Raw genomic sequence first — 24,223 nt, forward strand, 5'->3', positions numbered from 1 at the left:
CTAGAACCTAGAACCTAGAACCTAGAACCTAGAACCTAGAACCTAGCTCCATAAAGCTCGCTAACTTTACTCTCGTCCCTCGCTAACTCTTCATTTCTTCAATATCTTATCTTTAAAGTCGAGTACTTTACCAATGCCTGAGCCCAGCTTCATTAAGCTTTGTAGCTGTTCTGGGCTTAAGCGCTGTAGCTCTGATGACCATTTTGTGACTGTTTCGAGCAGGTCGTGAATTTCATGCATTTGCTGTTGAGCAAACTTTTCATCGTCATTGTTTGCAGGCTCTAGCAGGTTATCTCTGAGTAGACTTAAGGTCGGGTCTATTTCACGTTTTTTGCGCTCTTCAAATACGCGGTTGGCCATATCCCAAATAGTACCTGCAGGGGCGTAATATTCTTTTCTGTCACCTGGAATATGCTGCACTTTTATTAAACGCCAAGATTGCAGTTCTTTGATCCCCATGCTGACATTACCACGAGAAATGCTTAAGGCATCGGCGATTTCGTTTGCTGTCATTGGCTCTTTGGTGATGATCAATAAACCACACATTTGGCCAATGGTGCGATTAAAACCCCAACGACTACCCATTTCGCCACAGTGCATTACAAAGGCAAAGTTCTTATCTGATAATGTCATTGCTTCTCAAGTTTCAATAAATAATGAAATTAATGCTAGCACGCTGAATATGTTTAGCAAGATTTACTGCGCAATACGCTGAATTTTCCTTGGCTGAAGCAAGCCTATGGGATTATGTGTTGGTACTAGGGCGTGTTGACCTTTGTGGATTAAAATTTGTTCACTCTAGGGGTGATTTAATGGCGGCGCGAGGTTTGTAACCTAGTGGGGCTAAGTAAAAATCGAGCAACAAAGAGTTAATCGCCCCTAGGAAGAACCCTAAGGGCAGCGCGTGTTTGGCATTGATGCTGCGTTATCGCCTATTTATGGGGAACAACCACACTACATAGGCTCTGCCTTGCCTAAATACCAAACACACTGCTGCAAAATTAATCACAAAAGGTCAACACGCCCAAATGTCGTTCTGAACAAGTTATATCACTAAAGTTTGATTTAGATTAATTTTCACTCATCTAGAGTCGCGTAAGGTGTACACTAATTTACGACAACTAATTTCTTAACAACTATTTAATAACAACTTCGCAACAACAAGGAACGAGCAATGAAAGCAGCCGTTAATAGTACTTACAAAGGCAAATTAGAAATTTCAGACTTACCCATTCCAACCGTTGGAGTCAATGATGTTTTAGTTAAAATAGCCGCATGTGGTGTGTGTCATACTGATTTACATGCCTGTCATGGTGATTGGCCAGTAAAGCCTAAAATGCCGTTAGTTCCAGGGCATGAAGGTGTTGGAGTGATCGAACAGCTGGGTAGCAATATTACTCATTTAGAAATTGGTGATCGTGTTGGCATTCCTTGGCTATACAGTGCATGTGGTCATTGTGAATTTTGTTTAGAAGGTAAAGAGACCTTATGTCTTTCACAGCATAATACGGGTTACTCAGTTGATGGTAGTTACGCAGAATATTGCTTAGCCGATGGGAACTATGTTGTAAAGATCCCTGAAGGCTTAGGTTTTTCAGAAGCTGCGCCATTATTTTGTGCCGGTGTTACAACCTATAAAGCGCTAAAAGTGTCAGGTGCTAAGCCAGGACAATGGGTCGCTATTGTTGGTGTAGGTGGGCTTGGGCATCTTGCGGTACAATATGCAAAGGCAATGGGCTTTAATGTAATTGCAGTGGATACTGGTGTTGATAAACTGGCTTTAGCAAAAGAGTTAGGTGCAGATATCACACTGGACTTTAAAGAATGTGTGCCTAGTGAGGCTATATTTGAGCAGGTAGGGGGCGCACATGCTGTGGTATGTACCGCTGTATCCAAGCCGGGGTTTGAGCAAGCTTATAAGAGTGTTCGCCGTGGTGGAAAATGCGTGTTAGTTGGTCTGCCTCCAGAGGATATGCCGTTGCCTATTTTTGATACTGTACTCAATGGCGTTTCTGTTGTTGGCTCAATTGTTGGCACACGTAGAGATTTACAAGAATGTTTAGAGTTTGCTGCACAGGGCAAAGTTAAAGCAATTATTGAAGAAAAACGTCTTGAAGATATCAATGACATATTTGACGATATGCTCAAAGGTGAAATTAATGGCCGTATAGTAGTCACTATGTAAAGGTAAAAAAGCGCACAAGCATTTTGTGCGCTTTTACAGCTTATAACTTAAAGCTTATAGCTCAAAGTTAGCTTCGCATTGCGTTCTTCGCCTGGCATACCACCTAAAAACATTGCTTTTGAGTAATAAACTTTATTAAACAAATTATTTAAATTTAGCTGTAAGCCCCATTTATCAGTGTTATAACTTAACGCAGCATCATAAATAGTATAGCTTGGTACATAACCATCAGGAATGCCGAATGATGACGAATTAGTACTGCGATCATCAACATACTTTACGCCCGCACTTAATTTTAGTGGCTGGGCTAGTTCAAACCACTGAGCACTGTATGTTAACCATGTGCTTGCTGTTACATAAGGCACACCTTTTTGACGCGCAGCAAATGTGCTCACATTAGGGTTTTTCTGTTCACGCGCATCTTGATAAACACCATTGATATTGACCTTCCATTGATCATTTAAATAGGCATTTAGATCAAGCTCGACACCACGGGTTTTTTCTTCACCATTAAAGTAATTTTTTGGGACCGATGGATCTGGCTTTGTATCATCATAGGCAGGGTTTGCATATTCTAAGTTAGTACGTGCAGTGTCAAATACCACGAATGAGGCGAGTACCTGATCATCAAAGGCTTTTACTCTTATACCTAAATCAGTACTAAGAGACTGTGCATCATCACGGTCAGCTTCATTGCCTGAAACAGAGCCTAAAACGCTATACGCAGTGCGACCCTTCGAATGGTTTATAAATATAGACAGGTCATCAGTCGGTTTGTATGTCGCGCCTAAATTATAGGTTAAACCATTATCCGAGGTACTTGCTTCTGGCGTCGCAGCAGCGGCACTGGCCCGGTAACGTGCATCAACACCTAAATGTTCATATTTTTGAGTAATTTCGTTGTATGCAACACCAATACGGGTTGTGAAGCTGTCATTGATATAAGCAACATGTTGCAGTCCTAAGCCCCATGCTTGCACTTTTTTACTATAGTTACTGGTTTTAAGCGGATCATAGTCGCTAAATTGCCCGTCTGACCAAACCGGTGTACGAATATCTAGAATATAGGGTAAAGAGCCTTGATAGGTTATATCGCCATTTTTATCTTTGAGAATATAGTCTTTATCCCAAATAGAATACTGCGTGAAGCGTATATCGCGGTCTTCATAATTAGCATTGACCAAAAATTCGTTTTCTATATCACCTAAACTAAAGTCATAGCGTAAATCTGCAAAGTATTGCCATGACTTTTCATCGGCCTCTACTTGGCGATATTCTTGACGGCGTGCAGCAAATGGATAAAGTACATCATCAACTACCAATGGCGCACGAGGATCAGCATTGATCACGCCATTTCTTTGCCAATAGACATAATTATAGGCGCCTGTTTGACGTGCAAAACTTGACTCATAATTACGGTATTGTAACTGTTGATTTAAAAATAAATTGTCAGTTATGTAGTAATTATGAGTGAGTTTAAAACGCAGTTCTTCACCTTTATTATCTTTTGCCATGGGTGAGATAATACCGCGATGACCAAATTTATACGGTGTTAAACCATCAGACGCTGCAAGTGAATTCGCTAATTGTTGGCGCTGTGCATCAGATAATTGCAGCCCAGCAGTGGTTGGATCATTGACTAAATCATCCGCAGTTACTTGGCCGGCGGTTTTGCCATTTACCGACTGCGCATTATAAATACGGATAGGGTGGCCAATTGAATCAACTGCAATGGCATCTTTAATATAAGCGGCTGAGATCATAATATTTTGGCGGTCATTGAACACATATTTTAATGCGCCGTAGATTTCATCGCGGTCATCTTTTAAATCACGGTAGCCATCACTGCGTGCTGTTTTTGCATTAACTCTGTATGCTAGATTTTCGGTAATTGCGTTGGTGCTATCAATTGATAATGAATAGGTATTCCATTGACCAATTTCCGCTTGTATGTTGTGCTGCTCTGTAAACTGTGGCTTTTTTTCAATCAAGTTAATAACACCACCTGCGCTGCCCATGCCATATAAACCAGTGGCGGGACCTTTTAATACTTCTACGGCCTCCACATTGGTTAGTGATCGAGTTGGATTGAATGTGTTTCCTAGGCCCGCACCGCCATACATACCATCATAAGTATAATTTGCACCAAGGCCACGGATCACTAAATTGTCGCCAATTCCGTAGTTATTACCTGCTTGGGTTACACCACTGATATTACGCGCTAAGTCTTGTAAGTTATCAACGCCTTGCGAGTTGATAAGCTCTTGATCGACGATAACGATAGGCGCAGGTGTTTCCATTAACGACATATCAGACTTTGTTGCTAAACCCGAATTTAATACAACATGATTTTGCTTTTGATAAACCGTGATGCGTTCAAGATCGGATTGTTCGGCCGCAGTTGCATTATATGCTGTTAAACAGGCTAGGGTAATTAGAGAGAATTTATGCGTTGTCATAGTCATTACCATTAAAAAATTTTCGTAATGATAATGTGTGGCATTTGTATTTCAAGTTTTAATTACCTAAAAAAGGCAATTATTTAAACCTACCCCAAGCTGTTTACCCTTTGCTTTCAAAATATTAATATATTAACAACGTATTTAGTTAGCTGTTAGTTTAACCCTTACTTAATGATGGAGTTAGCTTAACGCTAACTCCACACATTTATTTATAAGAAACACCTGCTTTCATCACAAATGCTACATTTTCTAGCAAGGTTATGTCTTGCAGTGGATTGCCTTTGACTGCGATGATATCTGCGGCAAAGCCCGTTTTGAGTTGCCCTAACTGAGTGTCAACTTTCAACAATTTAGCACTGTTGATTGTTGCAGCTTGTATTGCTTGCAGAGGGGTCATACCAAACTCAACCATTCGCGAGAATTGTTTTGCATTATCACCATGTGGGTAAATTGCGGCATCGGTACCAAATACCATGTTGACACCCGCTTTTACGGCACGGCTAAAGCTGTCGCGTTGCTTTTTAGATACTTGACGTTCTTTTGCTAAGTTTTCTTCTGCTACACCATTTTGCTCACCAAACGTGAGGGTATATTCAGTGTTATAAATATCCATTGAAAACCAAGTGCCGTGTTTTTTAGCCAGTTTAATTGCTTCATCGTCAACAAAACTGACATGTTCAACACTGTCTACACCGGCTTTAATGGCTGCGGTAATACCACTGGTACCATGTGCATGTGCAGCAACCGTTAAACCGCGCATATGTGCTTCATCAACAATGGCAGTCATTTCTTCTAATGAATACTGTTGAATACCTACTTTTGTGCCCTTGGAAAATACTCCGCCAGTGGCGCAAAACTTAATAACATTGGCACCGTACTTGATGTTTTCGCGTACTTTTGCACGAACAGCCCATGGGCCATCAGCCACACCTTCGGCAGTGTATTTCATTTCAGGAGGTAGACGGTTGTTGTCACAGTGACCACCCGTTACACCCAAAGAGGGACCAGCAGCCCAGATGCGTGGGCCAATAATATCGCCTGCATTAATGCCGTCACGTACTGCAATGACACTGTAACCTTCGGCGCCCACGTTACGTAAGGTTGTAAAACCCGCTTTTAAGGTTTTTTCTGCAAAATAGGCCGCTTTAATCGCTTTACGTGGCACTGACTGACCGATACGTTCACTACGAGGGACTGTTGGATCGCTGGTTAAGTGTACGTGCATATCCATCAGGCCAGGCAGAATGGTTAACTCGGGCAACTTAATATGGTCATCACCTTGTTGTAGGGTTGGCATGGTGCCACTACTGATTTTAGTAATAATACCGTCATCGATTTGAATAAGCGGCGCATTAATAAGCTTGCCATTATTTACGTCTAGCATTGCTTTAGCACTAACGTATGTTGTTGCTTGCGCGCTAAAAGCGCTGACACACAGTAAGCCCAAAGGGACAGAAAGTGATAATTTATTCATTTATTTTCTAATTTTTGATTATTTAATATAGCAATGTAGCAAGCAGTTTTTAGGCTGTAAACAAAACGCGATAAGTATCGTATTTTCTTTATTTAGCGATTTGAAAGCTGCATACTTGCGCTAACTACTTATACTCAGGGATCATTATGAAAAAATTTAAGTTAACCTTGCTTGTCGCTGGTGTACTCAGCGCTTTGTCTGCGTGTTCAAATACGGCTAATAATAATTTAAATAAGCCACAAGCAGCATTAACAAGTGAAACTGCCAGCGCAACAACACAACAATTAAATAGCTTGGTTGAGCAGTACTTTGTGGATTCGTTGCAATTTAGCCCTCTTGGCGCCACTTATATTGGTTATAATCAATACAATAACCAATTTACAGCACCGAGTACTGCGCAAAACCGAGCTCAGCAGCTTGCTTTTTATAAAGATTATCAGCAACGTTTAGCGGCGATTGACCAGCAGCAGTTAACCGGTCAAGCCTTGTTAAGTTATGAAATACTGGCACGGGATTTAGCATTAACAATCGAAGGTTTTCAATTCCCGAGTTACTTATTACCAATTAACCAAATGTCTGGCGCTCACAATACGTTTGCAGGCTTTGGATCGGCGCAAAGTGCGCAGCCATTTGCAAATTACCAAGATTATGAAAATTTCGTCGCGCGTGCTGAAGGTTTTGTAACTTGGTTAAGCAGTGTGCAAGATGCTATGCAGCAAGGGGTAAATGAAGGCATTGTTTTACCAAAGCCATTAGCTGAAAAGTTATTACCGCAATTTCAAGCTCATATAGTTACCAGTGCAGAACAATCTTTATTTTATAGTCCGATAAAGCAGCTTCCAGAGCAATTCACAGCAGCGCAAAAGCAACAACTCACTGACCAATATAGTGCACTTATTATGGATAAGTTGGTCCCAGCTTATACAAAAATGAGCGAGTTTTTAGCAACCACTTATATACCAAATAGCCGTGCAACAGTAGGTTATAGCGATTTACCAAATGGTAAAGCATGGTATGAATACCAAATAAAGAAAAACACCACCTTGAGTTTATCTGCAGATGAAATTCATGAAATTGGTTTAAAAGAAGTATCGCGTATCCTTAATGAAATGAAAAAAGTAAAGGAAACCGTTGGTTTTAAAGGCAGTTTAAGTGAGTTTTTTACTCATTTACGAGATTCTGATGAGTTTTATTTTGATACACCTGAGCAATTAATTGCGGCCTATGAAGCCGTAAAGTTAAAAATTGATGCGCGTGTACCTAAATTATTTAACATTGTCCCCAAAGCTGATTACGTTGTAAAAGCGGTTGAAGATTTTCGTGCTGAGTCTGCGGCAGGAGCATCTTATCAATCACCAGCACCGGATGGCTCTCGTCCGGGAATTTTTTATATTAATACCTTTAATTTAAAAGCGCAGCCTAAGTTTCTACTCGAAACATTGTCAATCCATGAAGCAGCCCCAGGACACCATTTTCAAATCGCCTTACAGCAAGAAGTTCAGTCATTACCTGAGTTTCGAAAATTTGGTGGTTACACAGTGTTCGCCGAAGGTTGGGCATTATATGCTGAAAGTCTAGGTAAAGAATTGGGTTTATTTACCGACCCATATATGTGGTATGGCCGTTTATCTGATGAGCAATTACGCGCTATGCGATTAGTGCTCGATACAGGTTTTCATGCTAAAGGCTGGACTCGTCAACAAGGTATTGATTACATGCTGGCTAATTCCTCAATGGCTTTAAGTGATGTAACCGCAGAAGTTGAGCGCTATATAGCTTGGCCAGGACAAGCATTGTCGTATAAATTAGGGCAATTTAAAATTCAAGAACTGCGAGATTATTGTAAACAAGCATTAGGTGATAAATTTGATATTAAAGAGTTTCATACGCAAATTTTAATTGATGGTGCTTTGCCGATGCCAATACTAGAAGCGAAAATTAAACGTTGGGTTGATACGCAGCGCTAACTTTTAAACTTGAAATAGCGCAAAGCTGAATGTAGCTTTGCGCGCGGTGCTCAATTAAGCTAAAATGCGCGCTATTAGGGGCACCGAGTTATACCATGTTTGAAAACCAATTTTGGCTTGAGAAATCACTTGAGCAAATGTCACAAAATGAGTGGGAAGCCATTTGCGATGGCTGTGGAAAATGCTGTTTAAATACCTTTATAGACAGCGAAGATGAAGATGAGTTTACCGCCACAGATCAACTTCGCGATGGTGAAGAACTCATTTTTACTAATATTGTTTGCCAATACTTAGATAATAATACGTGTGGTTGTAGTGAGTATGAAAATCGACAAACATTAGTCCCGTCATGTGTAAAATTAACTAAAGAAAACCTCGACAGCATTTTCTTCATGCCGCAAAGTTGTAGTTACCGCCGTTTACACGAAGGCCGTGGTTTAGCGTCTTGGCATCCACTAAATAACGGTGGCAGCAAAGAATTAATGCATACATTGGGTATTTCTGTAAAAGACAAAACAGTAAAAGATTGTGATGTAGCTCTAGATGACTTTGATCTGTATGAAGCTGATTGGCCAACGAGGGATTGCGATTAATGACTGCGAAGATTGGTTTGATCAATCCTAAAAGCCCCTCTAACGTTGGCGCAGTTTTAAGAGCTGCGGGTTGCTATGGGGCTGAACAAGTATTTTTTACAGGCACGCGTTATTTAAATGCTAAAAAGTTTCATACCGACACAAAAAATGTTGTTGAACGCATCCCACTGACTTGCGTTGACGATTTAGCAACAGCAAAGCCCGCAGGTGCGACTGTTGTGGTGATTGAACTAATAGAAGGTGCAACACCTTTGCCTGAGTTTGTTCATCCTGAAAACGCATTTTATATTTTTGGCCCTGAAGATGGCTCTATTAGCAAAGATGTACTGAACTGGTGCGATGAAGTGGTGTATATCCCCACAATCGGTTGTATGAATTTAGCAGCTACCTGTAATGTGGTTCTTTACGATCGACAAGCGAAACTCGGTGGAGTAGAAAGTTCTGATCAAACGATTATTCAAAGCCGCGACACCAATAATAAAATGATATGGCAGAAATAGTACAAACTGAATTGAACAATTGAAAAAGGGGCAATTAATGCCCCTTTTTTCGTTTAATTCCAAAAAGTTATTACTTTTTAGTAATTTTGATCTCTGAATTAATAACAATCCCTTCATCTTTTATATCTGTTGCAAAATACACAGACATTGTTTGATTTTTTAATTGTTCAAGTTCTTCCGGGATCACTTGTCCTGTCATTTTAAATACTTCGATGACAGGAGTCATTAATGAGCTGAGGTCAACTGCGGAAGTTAAAAATCCATTTTTTTCAAGCGCTTGTTCTGATAATGTATTTGCAATAGCCGCTGATTTTTCACCAGTGAATAAAACAATATGCTTTCCTTTTTTAGCTAATCTAATATCAAGGCCAGCAGGTAAAGGATAAGGAATTGCAGCATTGACACTAATTGCATCGCCGTTTTCTGGTATTTCAAGCTCCGCTAATGCAGGTAAAAATCCTTTAGCAGTAAAAAGTAAATTATCAGGATCTGTCGCAGAAAGTGTGATTAGCGCGTCTAAAGCTTTTAGTTGTGGCAGTTGATTTGCATCGGCTTCTAAAGCAAGATCTTGAATACTTACACTGACACCTTGAATACCATTAGCCATAGCGGTCATCATTGATAGTGCAGCTAAATTTGAGTCTTGAGTTTGTTGCTGTAAAGCAACAAGAGGTGCACACTCAAATTCAGCTTTTTTAAATGTACTTGAGAGTATATTTAAAAGCGGTGGAATTTTTGAAATATCCGCACCATAAGCAAAGCTTAGCATTTGCCCGTCAAGTTTAGTTGTATGCTCAGGAACAAAACCTCGCACAGATTTTAATGTTTTAATAATATCTGTAGCAGTGCTTTGGAAAATAGCATCAGCTTTAAAATGAGCATCAGAGTTTGTTACTTGTATGTACGTGCTACCGGTTACTGATGCAGGCCAATAACTAACAAGATTGGTAATGTCATTTTGGCACTGTGGTGTTCTAGCTACCTCTAAAGCATTTGGATCACCCAATTCTTTTAATAGTTCATCAAGCATTTCACCTAGGCGTGATGGTGTTCTAGCGGTAATAGCATTAGCAATCTCAACATGGTCTATATACGCAATAGAGTGGCCATCAAATGAATAATTAGCAATATAGTTTTCAAGTTTAGCGGTTTGCGTTAATGATTTTGTTGGTTTATCAATTGCTAAAGCAAGACGTAAATCTTTAATTGTATTAAGTTTTGTATCAAACGTGATGGTAGCCCAGTTATCTTTAACAGACACAATTAAGTTTAATGTAATGTCATTTTCAAGTACTAAAGGGTACGTGTTGTAGTCAACACCTTCGATGGTTTGTGTTGTGAAGTTAATTCCCGCTTTATCAGCTGAGCTATTAATTGTATTAAATAAAGCCGTTTCATCTTCAAGTTGATAGCGTAATACTGGCATTAGACCAATCGTATAGGCTAGAGCTTTATAATCATCGGCGAATCCCCAGGCTGCTTTTAGTGTTTCATAAGATGCCAATGATGTTTGATATTGATCTAATAGAGACGCTAAAAACTGTGCATTGTTATCGTTACTTGCCGCTAAATTTTCGATCAATGGCGTAAAATCGTCTGCACCTTTCATTTGATCTGGAATCAAATTGAAATATTTACTATAGGGAAATGGTTTTAGCTGACCATAAAATAAAGCAGTATCAGCAGGGACGTAATCAAGTTGAGCAAGTTCTAATGAGGCTGTTGAACTGTCAGTTTGTGTATAGATTATTGCACCGGCCGCTACAGCAACTGCGCAACCAGCAAGTAGTTTGGTGTTCATTTGGAAATTCCTTTTTTGTATCAGTACCAAGCGGTACGTTCTGTAGTATTTATGTTTTGTAAAACGATATCATAAAAGTGCGTAGTCTAGCGAGGAAAAGCACTATTAGTGTTGGTTGTAATGAGGGCACGGTATTATATAAAATTATTAATTTTTACTGCGATAAATCGGCAATAGTTGGTTAAGATGCAGATGCGCTAGCAATGGCAGCGAAATAGCAACACTGCGCATAAATATATGTTGGCATTTTGCCCTTGGTAATCATCTACAATAGCAAAGCCACTGTTAATCTCACCTAAATAGGCCATTGCATAGTTAAATATAAAATGTGTACAAGAGGCTAAGTAGCGAGTCTATTTATCAAAAAATCAAAAATGGCGCCATCGTCTTTATTGAAGTGCTAAAAGCCTTCCTGATCTTGTTTGTCAACACAATTTAGGTGATAAAAATTTAAACTGGTTTTGATATGTCCTTGAAAAAAAATCACTGCTTTGGAAATTAGCCAGCATCTATGTCCATTTCTAGGTAATTAAATTCGTTAAATAGCGATACCATTGAATAAAAAGTATGGAACGGTCCAAATATTAGTTTGTGATCTTTTTATTGGAGTGTGTAGAATCAAACACAACTTGTTAATGGAGTGAAAATCACGTGAGTGAAATAAATACAAATAAAACGTTTGTCACTGAGCAGTCGCAGCAAAATAATAATTACCTGTTACCTTTGACTGCAATGACAACTCTATTTTTTTTATGGGGTTTTATCACAGTACTAAATGATGTACTGATCCCGCGTTTAAAAGGGGTGTTTGATCTTAGTTATACTGAAGCGATGTTAGTGCAGTTCTGCTTCTTTGGCGCTTACTTTATTGTTTCTTTACCTGCGGGAATATTGGTTAAGAAATTTGGTTATAAAAATGGTGTGCTTAGCGGTCTTATCGTGGCTTCTATCGGCTGTATGTTATTTTACCCTGCTGTAGTCGTACATGAGTATTGGCTATTTTTAACCGCATTATTTGTTCTAGCTGGTGGTATTACCGTATTGCAAGTATCAGCTAACCCTTACGTTGTGGCGCTTGGGCCTGAAAAAACAGCTTCGTCTCGGTTAAATTTAGCGCAAGCGCTTAATTCATTAGGAACGACTATTGGGCCCTATGTTGGTGGTATATTGTTCTTTGGTGCCGCAGGCACATTGACGGCATCTGCGGCGACTGCTGAATCGGTAAAAGTCCCTTATTTAATGCTTGCTGCAGCACTGCTTACTATTGCGGTCGTATTTGCATTTTTAAAACTGCCTGAAATCAAATCACATAAAGAAGAACTTGATTGCAAAGCAAAAGATCATTCTTTAACGCAAGCCCCGCATTTAGTTATGGGGGTGTTAGGTATCTTTTGTTATGTTGGTGGAGAAGTGGCAATAGGCAGCTTTTTAGTTAACTTTTTTGGTGAAGCTCACATTGCAGGACTTGAAGAGCATGCCGCCGCGTCATTAATTGCCTATTATTGGGGCGGGGCGATGGTAGGACGCTTTATTGGCTCTGCTGCATTACAAAAAATTGCACCATCAAAAGCAATTGCTTTTAATGCATTTGCGGTAATTGCGTTACTTCTAATTACAATCTTCACCGAAGGTGACGTTGCTTTGTATGCTGTACTGTCGATTGGTTTATTTAATTCAATTTTGTTTCCAACAATTTTCTCAGTCGCCATTCAAGGGCTAGGTTCATTAACTAGTAAAGGATCAGGTTGGCTTTGTTTAGCGATTGTTGGTGGTGCATTAATACCCTTAATTCAAGGTATTGTTGCTGATGCAATGAATATTCAAGTTAGTTTTATCATCCCAGCACTTTGCTATTGTTTTATCGCTTGGTACGGATTAAATGTTGTAAAACTTGCGAGCAAGTGGCAACAAAAAATAAACTAAGCTAATCGTAAACCTCTTCAGATAAATGCATTTGCAGCACTGTTAATGCATTTATCTACTTATTATTCTCAATTAATTAGCCGCACTCTAAAGTGAAAACCTCTCAGTTATGTTCATTACAAAATAACGACTTATATGCACTGAATACGTATTCAATCGCTATTGCTTATAATATTAATTGGAAGCTTCCAATTTTGAGTTTGTTATTTTTCTGTGTAATTACGAAATTGGCTAACTTTAACTGACAATGAATTACGTTATTAATTTGTTGTATTAATAAGTGCTACACTTAATTTTTTACCATGCTTTATTATTGTTTTTGACTGGGATATAGCAAGTTTTGCCGATAAGATAAGACAAATAGCGTTATTTTTGTTAAAAAGTAGTTAGCTAACAACGATAAAAGATAAATAGGTGTGTCATGCAAAGCTCGCTAAAATTTACCACCAAGGTAACTATCGCAGCATCTGTAGTATTAGTGTTGGTGCTGGGGTTATTTACCATCAATAACTTTATTTCAATGCGCTCACAAACGCAGCAGCAACTGTCTCTAATATTACAAGAAAGCTCTCAATCGGTTTCACAAAATATTGCTAACTGGCTCAATAATAAATTAGCTATTGTTCAGTCTGTTGCGAAAACGCATCAGCAAAATGACACTAAGGAATTAACTCTTAGTCAACTCAATAGCGCAGAAATGGCAGGTAAGTTTAAAAACACCTATATAGGCAAACCTGATGGTACTTTTGTACTCAATGATCAAACAGTTGTATTACCTGCTGATTATGATGCCACAATCCGTCCTTGGTATAAGCTGGTAGAAAATAAAACCACCACAGCGTTTACGACTCCTTATATCGACGTAACCACCAATGAGCTAACTATTTCAGCGGTTGCGCCCATTTTAAATAATGGCCGTTTTAGTGGTGTCGCAGGTGCCGATATTGATATGCAAACCATTACTCAAATAGTCAACGAAATTGATTTTTTAGGTTTTGGTTATGGTTTTCTATTAGACAGTGACGGTCGCATTCTGAGCCATCCAGATATCAAACTAAACGATCAGAGTATGGCGAAGCTGTTTGGTAAAAAGCTTGCTTTAAAAGCTGAATTTGTCGAGCAGGAAATTGCTGGTATTGATCATCTTGTATCATTTACACATATCAAAGGTATTGAAAATGTAGATTGGTATTTAGGTGTGGTGATCAACAAAGATATTGCTTATTCATCTGTTGCTTCATTTAGAAATATGGCTGCAATATATATGTGTTTGGGTGTTATCGCGACGATATTAATGATGCAATTTTCACTGCGTTATTTGATGCGGCCTATGCAGCGTTTAAACGATGCAATTAAAGATATTGCCCAAGGTGAGGGGGATTTAACTCGTCGTTTAGAGATTGAAAACGATGACGAATTTGGTGAACTTTCAGGTTACTTTAATGCCTTTATAGATAAAATTCATACCTCAATTGACCAAGTAAAAACGACCACGGTTGAACTTGAACGTTCAGTGGAAAGCTTAGTTGAGCAAACAGAGTCGACGCTAACGATGTACAGTGACCAAACTAAACGTACAGACAGCGTTGCAACAGCGATTAATCAGCTGTCATCAAGTGCGATTGAAATATCAAGCAGCGCAAGTCATGCATCAACCCTTGCTACTGATGCGAATACACAGTCAGTACAAAGTCAAAGTACGTTAAATGATAATATCAATGCCATTGGTGTGTTATCGCAAAATATGGAACAAGCACAACAAATTATTAGTAGTGTAGCTGAACACTCTGCAAGTATTGGTCAAGTACTCGAAGTTATTAAAGGAGTCAGCGAGCAAACTAATCTACTTGCGCTTAATGCTGCAATTGAAGCCGCTCGTGCCGGTGAGGCTGGTCGTGGATTTGCAGTTGTTGCAGATGAGGTGCGCCAGTTAGCTCACCGTACTCAGCAATCAACTCAAGAAATAGAAAATACTGTTAGCCAATTACAGCAAGGCTCGGACACTGCTGTTTCAGTTATGAAGGCTAGTTTAGTTGAAAGCGAAAATACTGTAAAACAAGCGCAAGCAGCCGGTGAGCAAATGGCAGGAGTAACCAAAGCTATAAAAGCAATTGATGATGTAAATCATAGTGTTGCAAATGCGACCACTGAACAAAATCAGGTAATACAATCTTTAGATAATGATATTCATACAATTAGTGAGTTATCTCAACAAGGCCAGCTAAACTTAAATAACACCTTAGCTGAGTGTACTCGTTTAAAACTGCAATTTGATGAACTTGAAAAAATGGTGCTACGTTTTAAAGTCTAAATGCAATCAGCGATAACTAAAAAGATATAATAAATGACGCCTGAATCACCTGAAAGCCAACCTAGTTGGCTTAACTTAGTTAATATAGACAGTGTTTACAGCGCTGAAAAACAGCGTCGTGCGTTTACATTTTTTACTATGATATTCATTGCGGTTGTATTGATCACAACTTTAGTCACAGTTAACTACTCGGTTTATGCAAAACTTCTGACTATTATGTTAGTGCTATCCGACTTAACCTTTTTTATATGCGCAGTGTATTTTTTGCGTACTGGGCGTTTAACTGGGGTCGCAATACTCGTACTGAGTGTTATTTGTGTATTATGTTTAGCATTGGTGTACACCGGGGGCAAGGAAAATACAGCGCTTTATTGGCTGATGTTTTATCCAGTTGTCTCGTTTTCTACACTCGGCCTAAGAGTTGGATTTTTAGCCGTGTCATCGCTATTAGCACTTACCTGTTTGTTTCTTTATGGTCCTGACATAGGGCAAGTGATGTATGGTAATGCTGAAAAAGTTCGTTTTACCGCCTCATTTATTTTGGTGTTTTTTTTCGCTTTTATAGGCGAGTATTTCCGAAATAAAAGCCACTTAGAAATTGCACGCATTACTTTGTTACAAAAGCAAGACGCCTATACTGATCAGTTAACAGGCCTTGCCAATCGGCGCTTTATTAGCAGCCATTTTTTGCCGTTTGCAAAATTGAACTCTGAGCAGTATTTACCTTTTACAGTGTTGTTAATCGATCTGGATTTGTTTAAAAATATTAATGATAATTTTGGGCATGATTTTGGCGATCAAGCATTAATCGAATTTAGTAGGATGCTTGAAACACAGTTACGCTCATCAGATATTAAAGTTCGCTACGGTGGTGAAGAGTTTATGGTGATATTACCAAAAACAGTAATTACTGACGCCTATGCCGTAGCCGATAAATTTAGAGAATACGTAGCTGCACAAGTAATAGTGTTCAATGAGCATCAATCTACCTCTGTCACTTGTAGCATAGGGGCTGCACAAGTTAGTCATATCGAAACGTTTAACCAAACAGTTAAACTAGCTGATGAATACTTGTACCAAGCAAAACGCCTAGGGCGAAATAACGTTGTTTCCAGTGAACAGCAACAGGCCAATAATGAACAATAGTCAGCTTATATATGTGTGCGACCCAATGTGCAGTTGGTGTTGGGGTTTTCAAAAGTGCTGGCAAAAAATCCAAGACGCCTTAGCGAATGAAGTTGATATTATTTATAAAGTAGGTGGCCTTGCTGTTGATTCCGATCAGCCAATGCCAGTAAGTATGCAACAGTTTTTACAACAAACTTGGCAGCGTATTGGCCAGCAAACCGGTGCTAAATTTAACTTTGATTTTTGGCAAAACTGTCAACCACGCCGCAGCACTTATCCTGCGTGCCGGGCGGTTATTGCAGCACGTTATTTCAATAAAGAGCGGGTTATGCTTGGCGCTATCCAGCAGGGGTATTATTTATCGGCACAAAATCCTTCGGATCTTAATACACTCGTTAGCTGTGCACAGCAAATAGGTATTGCTGCTGATGAGTTTTTAGCTATATTGCAAAGTGAACAACTTGAACAGGCGTTTCAACAAGAGTTAGCGTATGTTCAGCAGTTACCCGTGCAGGGTTTTCCATCTTTAGTTCTTTGTCATAAACAGCAGTACTTTGCTATCGCCGTAAACTATACCAACGCAAATGCTATGATCAGCACCATTCATTGCATACTTGCTGATTAATTTATTTAATCTCACTTCACTCATCATTCAAGCGTATACGCTTGTTAAATATTAAAAACTATTGCTTTATCTAAGGTAAAAAGCTGTATTTATGGCAGTTGTCATAAAAAGGACTTTTTAGCGCAACACCTCTGTCATTTTTCACCTATAGAATCTCGTTCATTGATATTAAGCAACTAGCAAATCCGCTAATTTAACGAGTAAAGGTGTATGCGATGAAAGGCGTTAAACCATTGATATTAGCTAGTATTGTAGCCATGAGTGCAACAGTGCAAGCAAGTGATTTAAATAAGGTTATCGATAAAAGCAGTGAAATTAACCAGTCAGCTGCGCAATCACAAACAAAAATAGACAAGATTGCAGACTCTATGCAGGGTCGTTTACAACAGTTTAAAACCCTTAATAAAGAAATTGATGGTTTGACAGTTTATAACGCACAACTAAGCAAACAGCTTAGTAACCAAGTGAGTGAAATGGAAGCCATTAACTTATCTATGGATCAAGTGTCTATTATTGAACGTCAAATTACTCCATTAATGCTACGCATGATCACAGGGCTTGAGCAATTTGTTGCTCTTGATGTGCCGTTTCTAACCGATGAACGTGAAAAGCGTTTAGCGTCATTAAAAGACATGATGAACCGTGCTGACATTAATTCAAGTGAAAAATTCCGCCGTGTTTTAGAAGCGTACCAAGTTGAAGTTGATTACGGCCGTACCATCGAAGCCTATACCGCATTATTAGATGTTGATGGTCAAGAGCGTGAAGTCGATTTCTTACGCATTGGTCGTTTAGAACTTATTTACCTTACTCGCGATGGTAAAAAAGCAGGCTCATGGGATACAACAAGCAAACAGTTTGTTGCCCTGGATGACTCAACAATCAGCCAAATTAGTAAAGGTTTACGTATTGCACGTAAGCAACTTGCCCCAGATATGTTAACACTGCCAGTACACGCTGCGGATTAAGAGGTTAAAATGAAACTTTTTACAAAAATGACCAAAATTGCTTTATTTGGTGCCACCCTTGGTTTTGCGGGCAACAGCGTTGCTGCTGAAGCTATGGATTTAGACTCGTTATTAAAAACACTTGAGCAAGGTAAAACACAGCAATCAGCACAAAATAAACAACGCGAGCAAGAATTTGCTGCACGTCAAAATGAACAAGTGCAAATGCTTAAAAACACTCAAGCAAAACGTAATCAAATGCTGGTTGAGTCTGAGCGTCTTGAAACACAGTTCGAAGAAAATGAAGTAAAACTTGCTAACCTAACCGATACATTATCTAAGCGTATGGGTTCATTGAAAGAACTTTTTGGTGTGCTGCAACAAGTGGCTGGCGATTCAAGTAATAAATTTGCAACGTCAGTAGTGTCTGCACAGCTACCTGGTCGTGGTGCTTTTATGGATGAATTGGCTCAAAAAATGGGCTCGACTTCTAAACTTGCATCAATCGAAGACATTGAAAAAGTATGGTTTGAACTGCAACGCGAAATGACTGAGCAAGGTAAAGTGTCACGTTTTACAACAGATGTAATTGTAGAAGGCGGCAACAAAGCTAAGCAAGAAGTTATGCGAGTGGGGGCTTTTAACTTAATTTCAGAAGGTAAGTATCTTGATTATAACACCAGCACTAATACGTTAAGCGAGCTTACCCGTCAGCCTGTTGGCCGTTACACCTCAACGGCGAATGATTTACAACAAGCTAAATCAGGCACTGTACAATTTGCGCTTGACCCAACCGGTGGCTCTATCCTTGGTTTATTGGTACAAGCACCTGATACTTCAGAGCAAGTACATCAAGGTGGTGCAGTAGGTTACGTTATTTTAGGCGTTGGCTTACTTGCTTTAATTATCGCTATTGAACGATTTGTTTCATTGATGCTAATGGGCAGCAAAATCCGTCGTCAACTTAAAGACTCAGTGCCACGTGATGACAATCCACTTGGTCGTGTAATGAAAGTCAAAGATCAATACCCTGATGTAGCATACGACACCTTAGAGCTTAAATTAAGTGAAGCGATTTTACGTGAAATGCCAAAAATCACCCGCAACTTAACGCTCATTAAGATTATCTCGGTCGTTGCTCCATTGTTAGGTCTTCTTGGTACGGTAACCGGTATGATCAATACCTTCCAAGCAATCACCTTGTTTGGTACAGGTGACCCTAAGTTAATGGCTGGTGGTATTTCACAAGCGCTTGTTACTACGGTACTTGGCTTAGTTGTGGCAATCCCAACAGTATTTTTATACACCTTATTGAATACCCGCTCTAAGAACTTGCTGCTTATTTTGCAAGAACAAAGCGCAGGTATTATCGCTGAGCGTAGCGAAAAGGGAGCATAACCCATGGTGCTATTGATTGACTCAATCAATGCTATCCGTGATTTTCTCGACACTGGTGGCCAAGTTCTGTTGGTCATCGGAGTGTTAATCTTCGCGATGTGGTTATTGATACTCGAGCGATTTATTTATTTTTTTAATGGTTTTCGTAGTTACAAACATGCCATTAAAAGTAGTTGGACAGGGCGCGATGAGCGTAATAGCTGGAACGCTGAGCAAATCCGCCAAGCAACTATTTCACGCGCTGGGATGAAGTTAAACAACAACTTAGCGCTGATCAATGTGATGGTTGCCTTGTGTCCGCTGCTGGGGTTACTCGGTACGGTAACAGGTATGATAGAAGTGTTTGATGTGATGGCGATTACCGGAACGGGCAGTGCGCGTTCAATGGCATCAGGTGTATCGAAAGCGACTATCCCGACAATGGCAGGCATGGTTGGTGCGTTATCTGGTGTATTTGCTTCTACGTACTTACAACGCAAAGCAAAGCGCGAAGTAGCCCTACTTGAAGACAGCATGGTTTTAGACCATTAAACAACAATTTTTAGTATGTGGCGAAAGCCACATACAATCAGGAGAATAAAATGAGAGCCCCATTAGGAAGCCTTTTTCAAGAAGATGAAGCTGAAGAAATAAACATGACCCCGATGCTTGATGTTGTGTTCATCATGCTTATTTTCTTCATTGTAACCGCCTCTTTTGTTAAAGAGTCAGGTATCGATGTAAATCGCCCAGAAGCGGCAACAGCCGTTAAGAAAGAGCGTGCAAATATTCTAGTTGCGATTTCAGATCAAGGTGAAATTTGGATCAATAAACGTCAAATCGATGTGCGTGCTGTGCAAGCAAACATTGAGCGTTTAAAAGCAGAAAATCCACAAGGTAGTGTGGTTATTCAGGCTGACAAAAAAGCCACTACAGATACCCTTATTAAAGTGATGGATGCAGCACGCGCCGCAGGTGTATTTGATGTGTCTATCGCGGCACAAGAAGCCTAAGGAAGCCATAATGCGTTATTTAGTAGCATTATTAGTTGCCGGTGTTGTGACCTTTATGTTGTTTTTGGGCATGCAAGCGCTTATCACCGGTGGTGAAGGGGCGATGACAGAGCCTGCTAAAGGCAATGTACTTGATTTTGTAAGGCTTAAAAAAGAAGAAACGGTACAAAAGAAAGAACGTAAACCACAAAAGCCGCCAACGCCGAAAGAGCCTCCGCCGCCAATGGATTCACCGCAAATGCAAAATAGTGATCCAAATGCAGCAGCGTCTAACTTTGACTTTGGTGCCAGTGTTGATGCTGACGTGAGTCTTAGTGGTGGTCTAGCTCTTGACTCTAGTGACGGTGAATATCTACCGATTGTAAAAGTGGCACCTGTTTACCCGCGTCGAGCATTGTCACGGGGCATTGAAGGCTATGTGATTGTTGAGTTTACAGTGACTAAGCAAGGTACTGTTCGTGATGCAAAGGTAGTAAAAGCTGAGCCTGAATCATTGTTTGATCAAGCAGCCATGGATGCCGCACTTAAATTTAAATACAAACCTCGCGTAGTAGACGGTGAAGCTGTTGAAGTTGCGGGTGTACAGAATAAAATTTCTTTCCAAATAAATGGTTAGCACTGAATAAATGGATAGAGAAACGAGGCGATTATGAAATTATTAAAAACAGCATTATTTTGCTCGTTAGCACTAAGTGCTAGTGTTGCTTTACCAAGCGTAGTAAGTTTGTTGCCAGGTGTTAATTTAGCAACGGCCTATGCAGAGGAAGTAAAAACAAAGCGCGTGCCGGCACTGCGTGAAAAAGTATATAGCCAATTGGCTCGTGCGCAAAAGTTAGCTGATGATGGTGATGCAAAAGCGGGCCTTGCTGCGCTTGATAATATTAATGAACGTTCATCCAGTATGAACTCGTATGAAAAAGCCATGATGTATAATTTTTATGGTTTTATTTATTACAACGAGAATGATTTACCGAAAGCGATCGCGTCGTTTGAAAAAGTCGTTGCTGAAGAAGAGATCCCTGAGTCTTTACGATTAAGTACCAGCTTTAGTTTAGCGCAGCTTGCAATGGCGAATAGCGATTACAACAAAGTGTTAGACTTTTTAGCGCAATGGGATGCAATCAACACTAAGCCTAAAACGGATGCTTACTATGTGCTTAAGTCGCAAGCTTACTATCAGCTAAAAGATTACCAAAATGGTATTGATAACATTAACTTGGCTATCGCGCAAAGTGATAGTGAAGGCAAACAGCCAAAAGAGAACTGGTTAGTGTTACTGCGTGCTATGTATTATTCACTTAATCAAACTGAGAATGTAGTTGCTGTACTTGAACGTATGGTCAAACTTTACAATAAGCCTGAGTATTGGGTTCAGCTCGGTGGTATGTATGGCGAAACAGGTAAAGAAAAACAGCAGTTAGCAATACTCGAAGCCGCTTACCAGCAAGGTTTTTTGACTTCTAAATCAGACTTGCGTCAACTAGCACAAGTTTATTTATACAATGGTTTAGCTTTTAAAGCTGCCGATGTGATGAGTAAAGCTGTTGCATCTGGTATTGCGGAAAAGTCAGCTAAAAATTACGCATTTATTGCAGAAGCCATGATACAAGCAAAAGAAGATGAAAAATCTGTTAGTTATTTTGCAAAAGCAGCTGATCTTTCAAGCCATGGAAAGTACGAGCAACGTTTAGCCGAAGTGTATGTGAATCTTGAAAAGTATGAAGATGCAGCTGATGCAGCGCGTAAAGCGCTTGATAAAGGTTCACTAGATTTTGAGTCAAATGCTTATGTTGCTTTAGGTATGGCGCAATATAGTTTACAAAACTTTGACGCGTCTATTTTAGCATTCGAACAAGCCGAGAAGCATAAAAAATCGCAGCGATTAGCTGAACAATGGATTAAATACGTGAAACGTGAAAAATTGCATGCTGAAACATTACGCACTGCTTTGTTATAAGTAAATATGCGTTAAGAAACGCTATTTTAACTTCAACGATTTTATTAAAAAACTCGTTTTATAATCGCAACACCAAAACCGCCTCAGGGCGGTTTTTTTCGTTCTAAATATTCCTAACAAATTGTTATTTAAATAAATTAGATTGTCACTTTATGTTTATTAAAGTGTAACTGTATTGTCATACACCTCCAGTATTGTAGTCCTCGTTCTAAAGCTCAAGTGACCTTAAAGCATGTTTTTCGTGTTTTAAAGTGACTTGAGTTTTACTTAATGCGCTAACAAAATAATTAAATACTTTAATGGAGTGAACAATGAAATTATCTGGTTTATTTAAAGTCAGCCTTGTGGCTACTGCAATTACACTCGCTGGCTGTGGCGGTGGTGATATTAATGTTACACCTACAACAGTTGATAACAGTGTAGATAATAGTGTAGACAACTCAGTGACTAACCCAGGTGGTGATAATGGTGGTGATACATTAAGTTGCGCTACATATACATTAGATGGAGCTACATTTACAGGTGAAGCAAAGGGTGTTAACTGTGTTTACAGTCAAGCATTTGCAAGTAATGCGAAAGAAATTACCAGCTCTTTTGTTATCCCTGCATTAAGCAGTGGCGGCGCACATGTATTTGAAGGTGCATTATTTATTGGTGATGATGTAGACACATCAACAGGCGCTACAATTGATGGCAATGGTCCTACATTGTCTATTGAAGCTGGCGCGACGATAGCTTTTACTAAGCCTGAGAGTTTTATTCGTATTGCACGTGGTGCAAATATTGAAGCAATTGGTGAAGTAGATAAGCCAATTATTTTCACAAGCATCAAAGAAGTTGATGGCGATGATGCAACAACCGCACAAATTGGTGATTGGGGTGGCGTTCAGGTAAATGGCAGAGGCCATTCTATCCGTTGTACGGCTGCGGCTGCGGCACAAGATATGTGTAACCACGCTGCCGAAGGTATTGTATCGTATTATGGTGGTAATGATCCGCAAGATAGCAGCGGTATCCTTAAGCATATAGTTATAAAATATGCGGGTTTTGGTGTTGAAGGCGATGAGCTCAATGGTTTAACCCTTAATGCTGTAGGTTCAGGCACAACGATTGATTACGTGCATGTTCATAATGGTTTCGATGATGGTATAGAGCTTTTTGGTGGTAGCGTTAACCTTAAACATATTGTTATTACTGATACAGGTGATGATGGTATTGATTGGGATGAAGGCTGGAAAGGCTATGGACAATTTATTCTTGTACGTTCAAATGAATATGGAAACCATGGCTTTGAAACAGATGGCGCTAAGGTAGATCCATTATCAGCAGATGCACAAGATTTAGTAACAACTGTTTCTAATCCAACAATTGCTAATGCAACGGTTGTAACTACTGGCGACCAAGGTGCTGAAGGGCGTCGTACTGGTGCTGGTATGGAAATGAAAGAATGGGGTAAAGCGCAATTAGCTAATATGCTATTTGTAAACTCTTCATCTGTAGATGGTGCTGGTTGTCTTGATTTATATAATGAAAAAGACCAATCAGGGGATGCTGGTGTGCATGCGAATGCAAATAATGGCGATATCGCATTTATGAGCTCAATATTTGCTTGTGGTAAGAATTTTGAAGACGTAAATACACCTTTAACTGGCGCATTAGCAAGTTTTGATATTGCTTCTTGGTTTACTGGTGGCGAGAATAACCAGTTAATTGGTTTTGCTGATTTTGCAAATGTACTTGGTGCTGATGGTGTTTCAACAGCTGCCACTATTACTGATTCACAAGGCACTGCAGTAGCTACAACAGCTAAAGACATGAGTGAAGTTAACTCTTTCTTTACTAACGCAGGCTATATTGGTGCACTTAAAGAAGGTGAATCAAGTGAGTGGGCTGATTTTGTTGCCGCATCTTTACAACGCGCTAGTAATTAATCTAGACCGGCTCTAATTATAAGGCGCTA

At 39.6% G+C, this 24,223-nt stretch carries 19 protein-coding genes; 15 read left to right on the plus strand and 4 right to left on the minus strand.

All coding sequences use genetic code 11. From position 1 onward, the window contains the following. Window positions 1–90: 90 nt before the first annotated feature. On the minus strand, window positions 91–633 hold the full coding sequence (locus H5180_RS04300) for a GbsR/MarR family transcriptional regulator (protein ID WP_182757733.1): 543 nt from the start codon (window positions 631–633) through the stop codon (window positions 91–93). Between the two features lie 541 nt (window positions 634–1,174). On the opposite strand from H5180_RS04300, the gene adhP reads away from it, so the two are divergent. Then, complete coding sequence (gene adhP, locus H5180_RS04305; protein ID WP_145235625.1) at window positions 1,175–2,185, plus strand: alcohol dehydrogenase AdhP; 1,011 nt, start codon at window positions 1,175–1,177, stop codon at window positions 2,183–2,185. Window positions 2,186–2,232: 47 nt separating this feature from the next. Here the strand turns inward: adhP and H5180_RS04310 are convergent, their stop codons facing one another. Together H5180_RS04310 and H5180_RS04315 are read right to left on the minus strand one after the other, a co-directional pair. Then, entirely contained in the window at window positions 2,233–4,644 is a 2,412-nt protein-coding gene (locus H5180_RS04310) for a TonB-dependent siderophore receptor (RefSeq protein WP_182757734.1), read from the minus strand. A 208-nt stretch (window positions 4,645–4,852) separates the two neighbouring features. Then, a complete protein-coding gene (locus H5180_RS04315; protein ID WP_149980239.1) occupies window positions 4,853–6,121 on the minus strand; it encodes an amidohydrolase family protein in 1,269 nt (422 codons plus the stop codon). A gap of 146 nt (window positions 6,122–6,267) precedes the next feature. Between H5180_RS04315 and H5180_RS04320 the strand changes: the two genes are divergently transcribed. The 3 genes from H5180_RS04320 to H5180_RS04330 all read left to right on the plus strand — a co-directional run bounded on the left by H5180_RS04320 (window position 6,268) and on the right by H5180_RS04330 (window position 9,181). Beyond that, window positions 6,268–8,088: a DUF885 family protein gene (locus H5180_RS04320; RefSeq protein ID WP_145235614.1), complete on the plus strand. Its 1,821-nt coding sequence runs from the start codon at window positions 6,268–6,270 to the stop codon at window positions 8,086–8,088. A 95-nt stretch (window positions 8,089–8,183) separates the two neighbouring features. Continuing rightward, on the plus strand, window positions 8,184–8,681 hold the full coding sequence (locus tag H5180_RS04325; protein ID WP_149980241.1) for a YcgN family cysteine cluster protein: 498 nt from the start codon (window positions 8,184–8,186) through the stop codon (window positions 8,679–8,681). Beyond that, window positions 8,681–9,181 carry an RNA methyltransferase gene (locus H5180_RS04330; RefSeq protein WP_145235608.1) on the plus strand — a complete coding sequence of 167 codons (501 nt, stop codon included), beginning with the start codon at window positions 8,681–8,683 and terminating at the stop codon, window positions 9,179–9,181. Before H5180_RS04325 ends, H5180_RS04330 begins: the two co-directional genes overlap by 1 nt. Before the next feature lie 70 nt (window positions 9,182–9,251). On the opposite strand, the gene H5180_RS04335 is transcribed toward H5180_RS04330, so the two are convergent. Then, window positions 9,252–10,982 (minus strand): hypothetical protein, encoded by a 1,731-nt coding sequence (locus tag H5180_RS04335; RefSeq protein ID WP_182757735.1) that lies wholly within the window; start codon window positions 10,980–10,982, stop codon window positions 9,252–9,254. Between the two features lie 651 nt (window positions 10,983–11,633). Between H5180_RS04335 and H5180_RS04340 the strand changes: the two genes are divergently transcribed. The 11 genes from H5180_RS04340 to H5180_RS04390 all read left to right on the plus strand — a co-directional run bounded on the left by H5180_RS04340 (window position 11,634) and on the right by H5180_RS04390 (window position 24,194). Continuing rightward, entirely contained in the window at window positions 11,634–12,905 is a 1,272-nt protein-coding gene (locus H5180_RS04340; RefSeq protein ID WP_145235602.1) for a sugar MFS transporter, read from the plus strand. Between the two features lie 421 nt (window positions 12,906–13,326). Then, window positions 13,327–15,216, plus strand: coding sequence for a methyl-accepting chemotaxis protein (locus tag H5180_RS04345; RefSeq protein WP_182757736.1), 1,890 nt, complete (start codon window positions 13,327–13,329; stop codon window positions 15,214–15,216). A gap of 33 nt (window positions 15,217–15,249) precedes the next feature. After that, window positions 15,250–16,362, plus strand: a complete 1,113-nt coding sequence (locus H5180_RS04350; protein WP_182757737.1) for a diguanylate cyclase — start codon at window positions 15,250–15,252, stop codon at window positions 16,360–16,362. Then, complete coding sequence (locus H5180_RS04355) at window positions 16,352–16,969, plus strand: DsbA family protein (RefSeq protein ID WP_182757738.1); 618 nt, start codon at window positions 16,352–16,354, stop codon at window positions 16,967–16,969. Before H5180_RS04350 ends, H5180_RS04355 begins: the two co-directional genes overlap by 11 nt. A 215-nt stretch (window positions 16,970–17,184) precedes the next feature. Continuing rightward, a complete protein-coding gene (locus tag H5180_RS04360) occupies window positions 17,185–17,937 on the plus strand; it encodes a DUF3450 domain-containing protein (protein WP_024605229.1) in 753 nt (250 codons plus the stop codon). A 9-nt stretch (window positions 17,938–17,946) separates the two neighbouring features. Continuing rightward, entirely contained in the window at window positions 17,947–19,314 is a 1,368-nt protein-coding gene (locus tag H5180_RS04365) for a MotA/TolQ/ExbB proton channel family protein (RefSeq protein ID WP_145235582.1), read from the plus strand. A gap of 3 nt (window positions 19,315–19,317) precedes the next feature. Further along, complete coding sequence (locus H5180_RS04370) at window positions 19,318–19,845, plus strand: MotA/TolQ/ExbB proton channel family protein (RefSeq protein WP_145235579.1); 528 nt, start codon at window positions 19,318–19,320, stop codon at window positions 19,843–19,845. A 50-nt stretch (window positions 19,846–19,895) separates the two neighbouring features. Then, window positions 19,896–20,306 (plus strand): biopolymer transporter ExbD, encoded by a 411-nt coding sequence (locus H5180_RS04375; protein ID WP_145235576.1) that lies wholly within the window; start codon window positions 19,896–19,898, stop codon window positions 20,304–20,306. A 10-nt stretch (window positions 20,307–20,316) separates the two neighbouring features. Further along, window positions 20,317–20,922 (plus strand): energy transducer TonB, encoded by a 606-nt coding sequence (locus H5180_RS04380; RefSeq protein WP_149980248.1) that lies wholly within the window; start codon window positions 20,317–20,319, stop codon window positions 20,920–20,922. Window positions 20,923–20,955: 33 nt separating this feature from the next. Next, on the plus strand, window positions 20,956–22,263 hold the full coding sequence (locus H5180_RS04385) for a tetratricopeptide repeat protein (RefSeq protein ID WP_145235570.1): 1,308 nt from the start codon (window positions 20,956–20,958) through the stop codon (window positions 22,261–22,263). A 311-nt stretch (window positions 22,264–22,574) separates the two neighbouring features. Beyond that, window positions 22,575–24,194 (plus strand): hypothetical protein, encoded by a 1,620-nt coding sequence (locus H5180_RS04390; protein ID WP_145235567.1) that lies wholly within the window; start codon window positions 22,575–22,577, stop codon window positions 24,192–24,194. The last annotated feature ends 29 nt before the right edge of the window (window positions 24,195–24,223 follow it).

This window comes from Pseudoalteromonas sp. SR41-4 (assembly GCF_014163985.1).
GTDB classification, from domain to species: Bacteria; Pseudomonadota; Gammaproteobacteria; order Enterobacterales; family Alteromonadaceae; genus Pseudoalteromonas; species Pseudoalteromonas rhizosphaerae.

What these genes read in the sequence shown, in the direction of transcription:
- H5180_RS04300 (WP_182757733.1), bottom strand. Translation starts at nt 633, where the DNA reads ATGACATTATCAGATAAGAACTTTGCCTTTGTAATGCACTGTGGCGAA.
- adhP (WP_145235625.1), top strand. Translation starts at nt 1,175, where the DNA reads ATGAAAGCAGCCGTTAATAGTACTTACAAAGGCAAATTAGAAATTTCA.
- H5180_RS04310 (WP_182757734.1), bottom strand. Translation starts at nt 4,644, where the DNA reads ATGACAACGCATAAATTCTCTCTAATTACCCTAGCCTGTTTAACAGCA.
- H5180_RS04315 (WP_149980239.1), bottom strand. Translation starts at nt 6,121, where the DNA reads ATGAATAAATTATCACTTTCTGTCCCTTTGGGCTTACTGTGTGTCAGC.
- H5180_RS04320 (WP_145235614.1), top strand. Translation starts at nt 6,268, where the DNA reads ATGAAAAAATTTAAGTTAACCTTGCTTGTCGCTGGTGTACTCAGCGCT.
- H5180_RS04325 (WP_149980241.1), top strand. Translation starts at nt 8,184, where the DNA reads ATGTTTGAAAACCAATTTTGGCTTGAGAAATCACTTGAGCAAATGTCA.
- H5180_RS04330 (WP_145235608.1), top strand. Translation starts at nt 8,681, where the DNA reads ATGACTGCGAAGATTGGTTTGATCAATCCTAAAAGCCCCTCTAACGTT.
- H5180_RS04335 (WP_182757735.1), bottom strand. Translation starts at nt 10,982, where the DNA reads ATGAACACCAAACTACTTGCTGGTTGCGCAGTTGCTGTAGCGGCCGGT.
- H5180_RS04345 (WP_182757736.1), top strand. Translation starts at nt 13,327, where the DNA reads ATGCAAAGCTCGCTAAAATTTACCACCAAGGTAACTATCGCAGCATCT.
- H5180_RS04350 (WP_182757737.1), top strand. Translation starts at nt 15,250, where the DNA reads ATGACGCCTGAATCACCTGAAAGCCAACCTAGTTGGCTTAACTTAGTT.
- H5180_RS04355 (WP_182757738.1), top strand. Translation starts at nt 16,352, where the DNA reads ATGAACAATAGTCAGCTTATATATGTGTGCGACCCAATGTGCAGTTGG.
- H5180_RS04360 (WP_024605229.1), top strand. Translation starts at nt 17,185, where the DNA reads ATGAAAGGCGTTAAACCATTGATATTAGCTAGTATTGTAGCCATGAGT.
- H5180_RS04365 (WP_145235582.1), top strand. Translation starts at nt 17,947, where the DNA reads ATGAAACTTTTTACAAAAATGACCAAAATTGCTTTATTTGGTGCCACC.
- H5180_RS04370 (WP_145235579.1), top strand. Translation starts at nt 19,318, where the DNA reads ATGGTGCTATTGATTGACTCAATCAATGCTATCCGTGATTTTCTCGAC.
- H5180_RS04375 (WP_145235576.1), top strand. Translation starts at nt 19,896, where the DNA reads ATGAGAGCCCCATTAGGAAGCCTTTTTCAAGAAGATGAAGCTGAAGAA.
- H5180_RS04380 (WP_149980248.1), top strand. Translation starts at nt 20,317, where the DNA reads ATGCGTTATTTAGTAGCATTATTAGTTGCCGGTGTTGTGACCTTTATG.
- H5180_RS04385 (WP_145235570.1), top strand. Translation starts at nt 20,956, where the DNA reads ATGAAATTATTAAAAACAGCATTATTTTGCTCGTTAGCACTAAGTGCT.
- H5180_RS04390 (WP_145235567.1), top strand. Translation starts at nt 22,575, where the DNA reads ATGAAATTATCTGGTTTATTTAAAGTCAGCCTTGTGGCTACTGCAATT.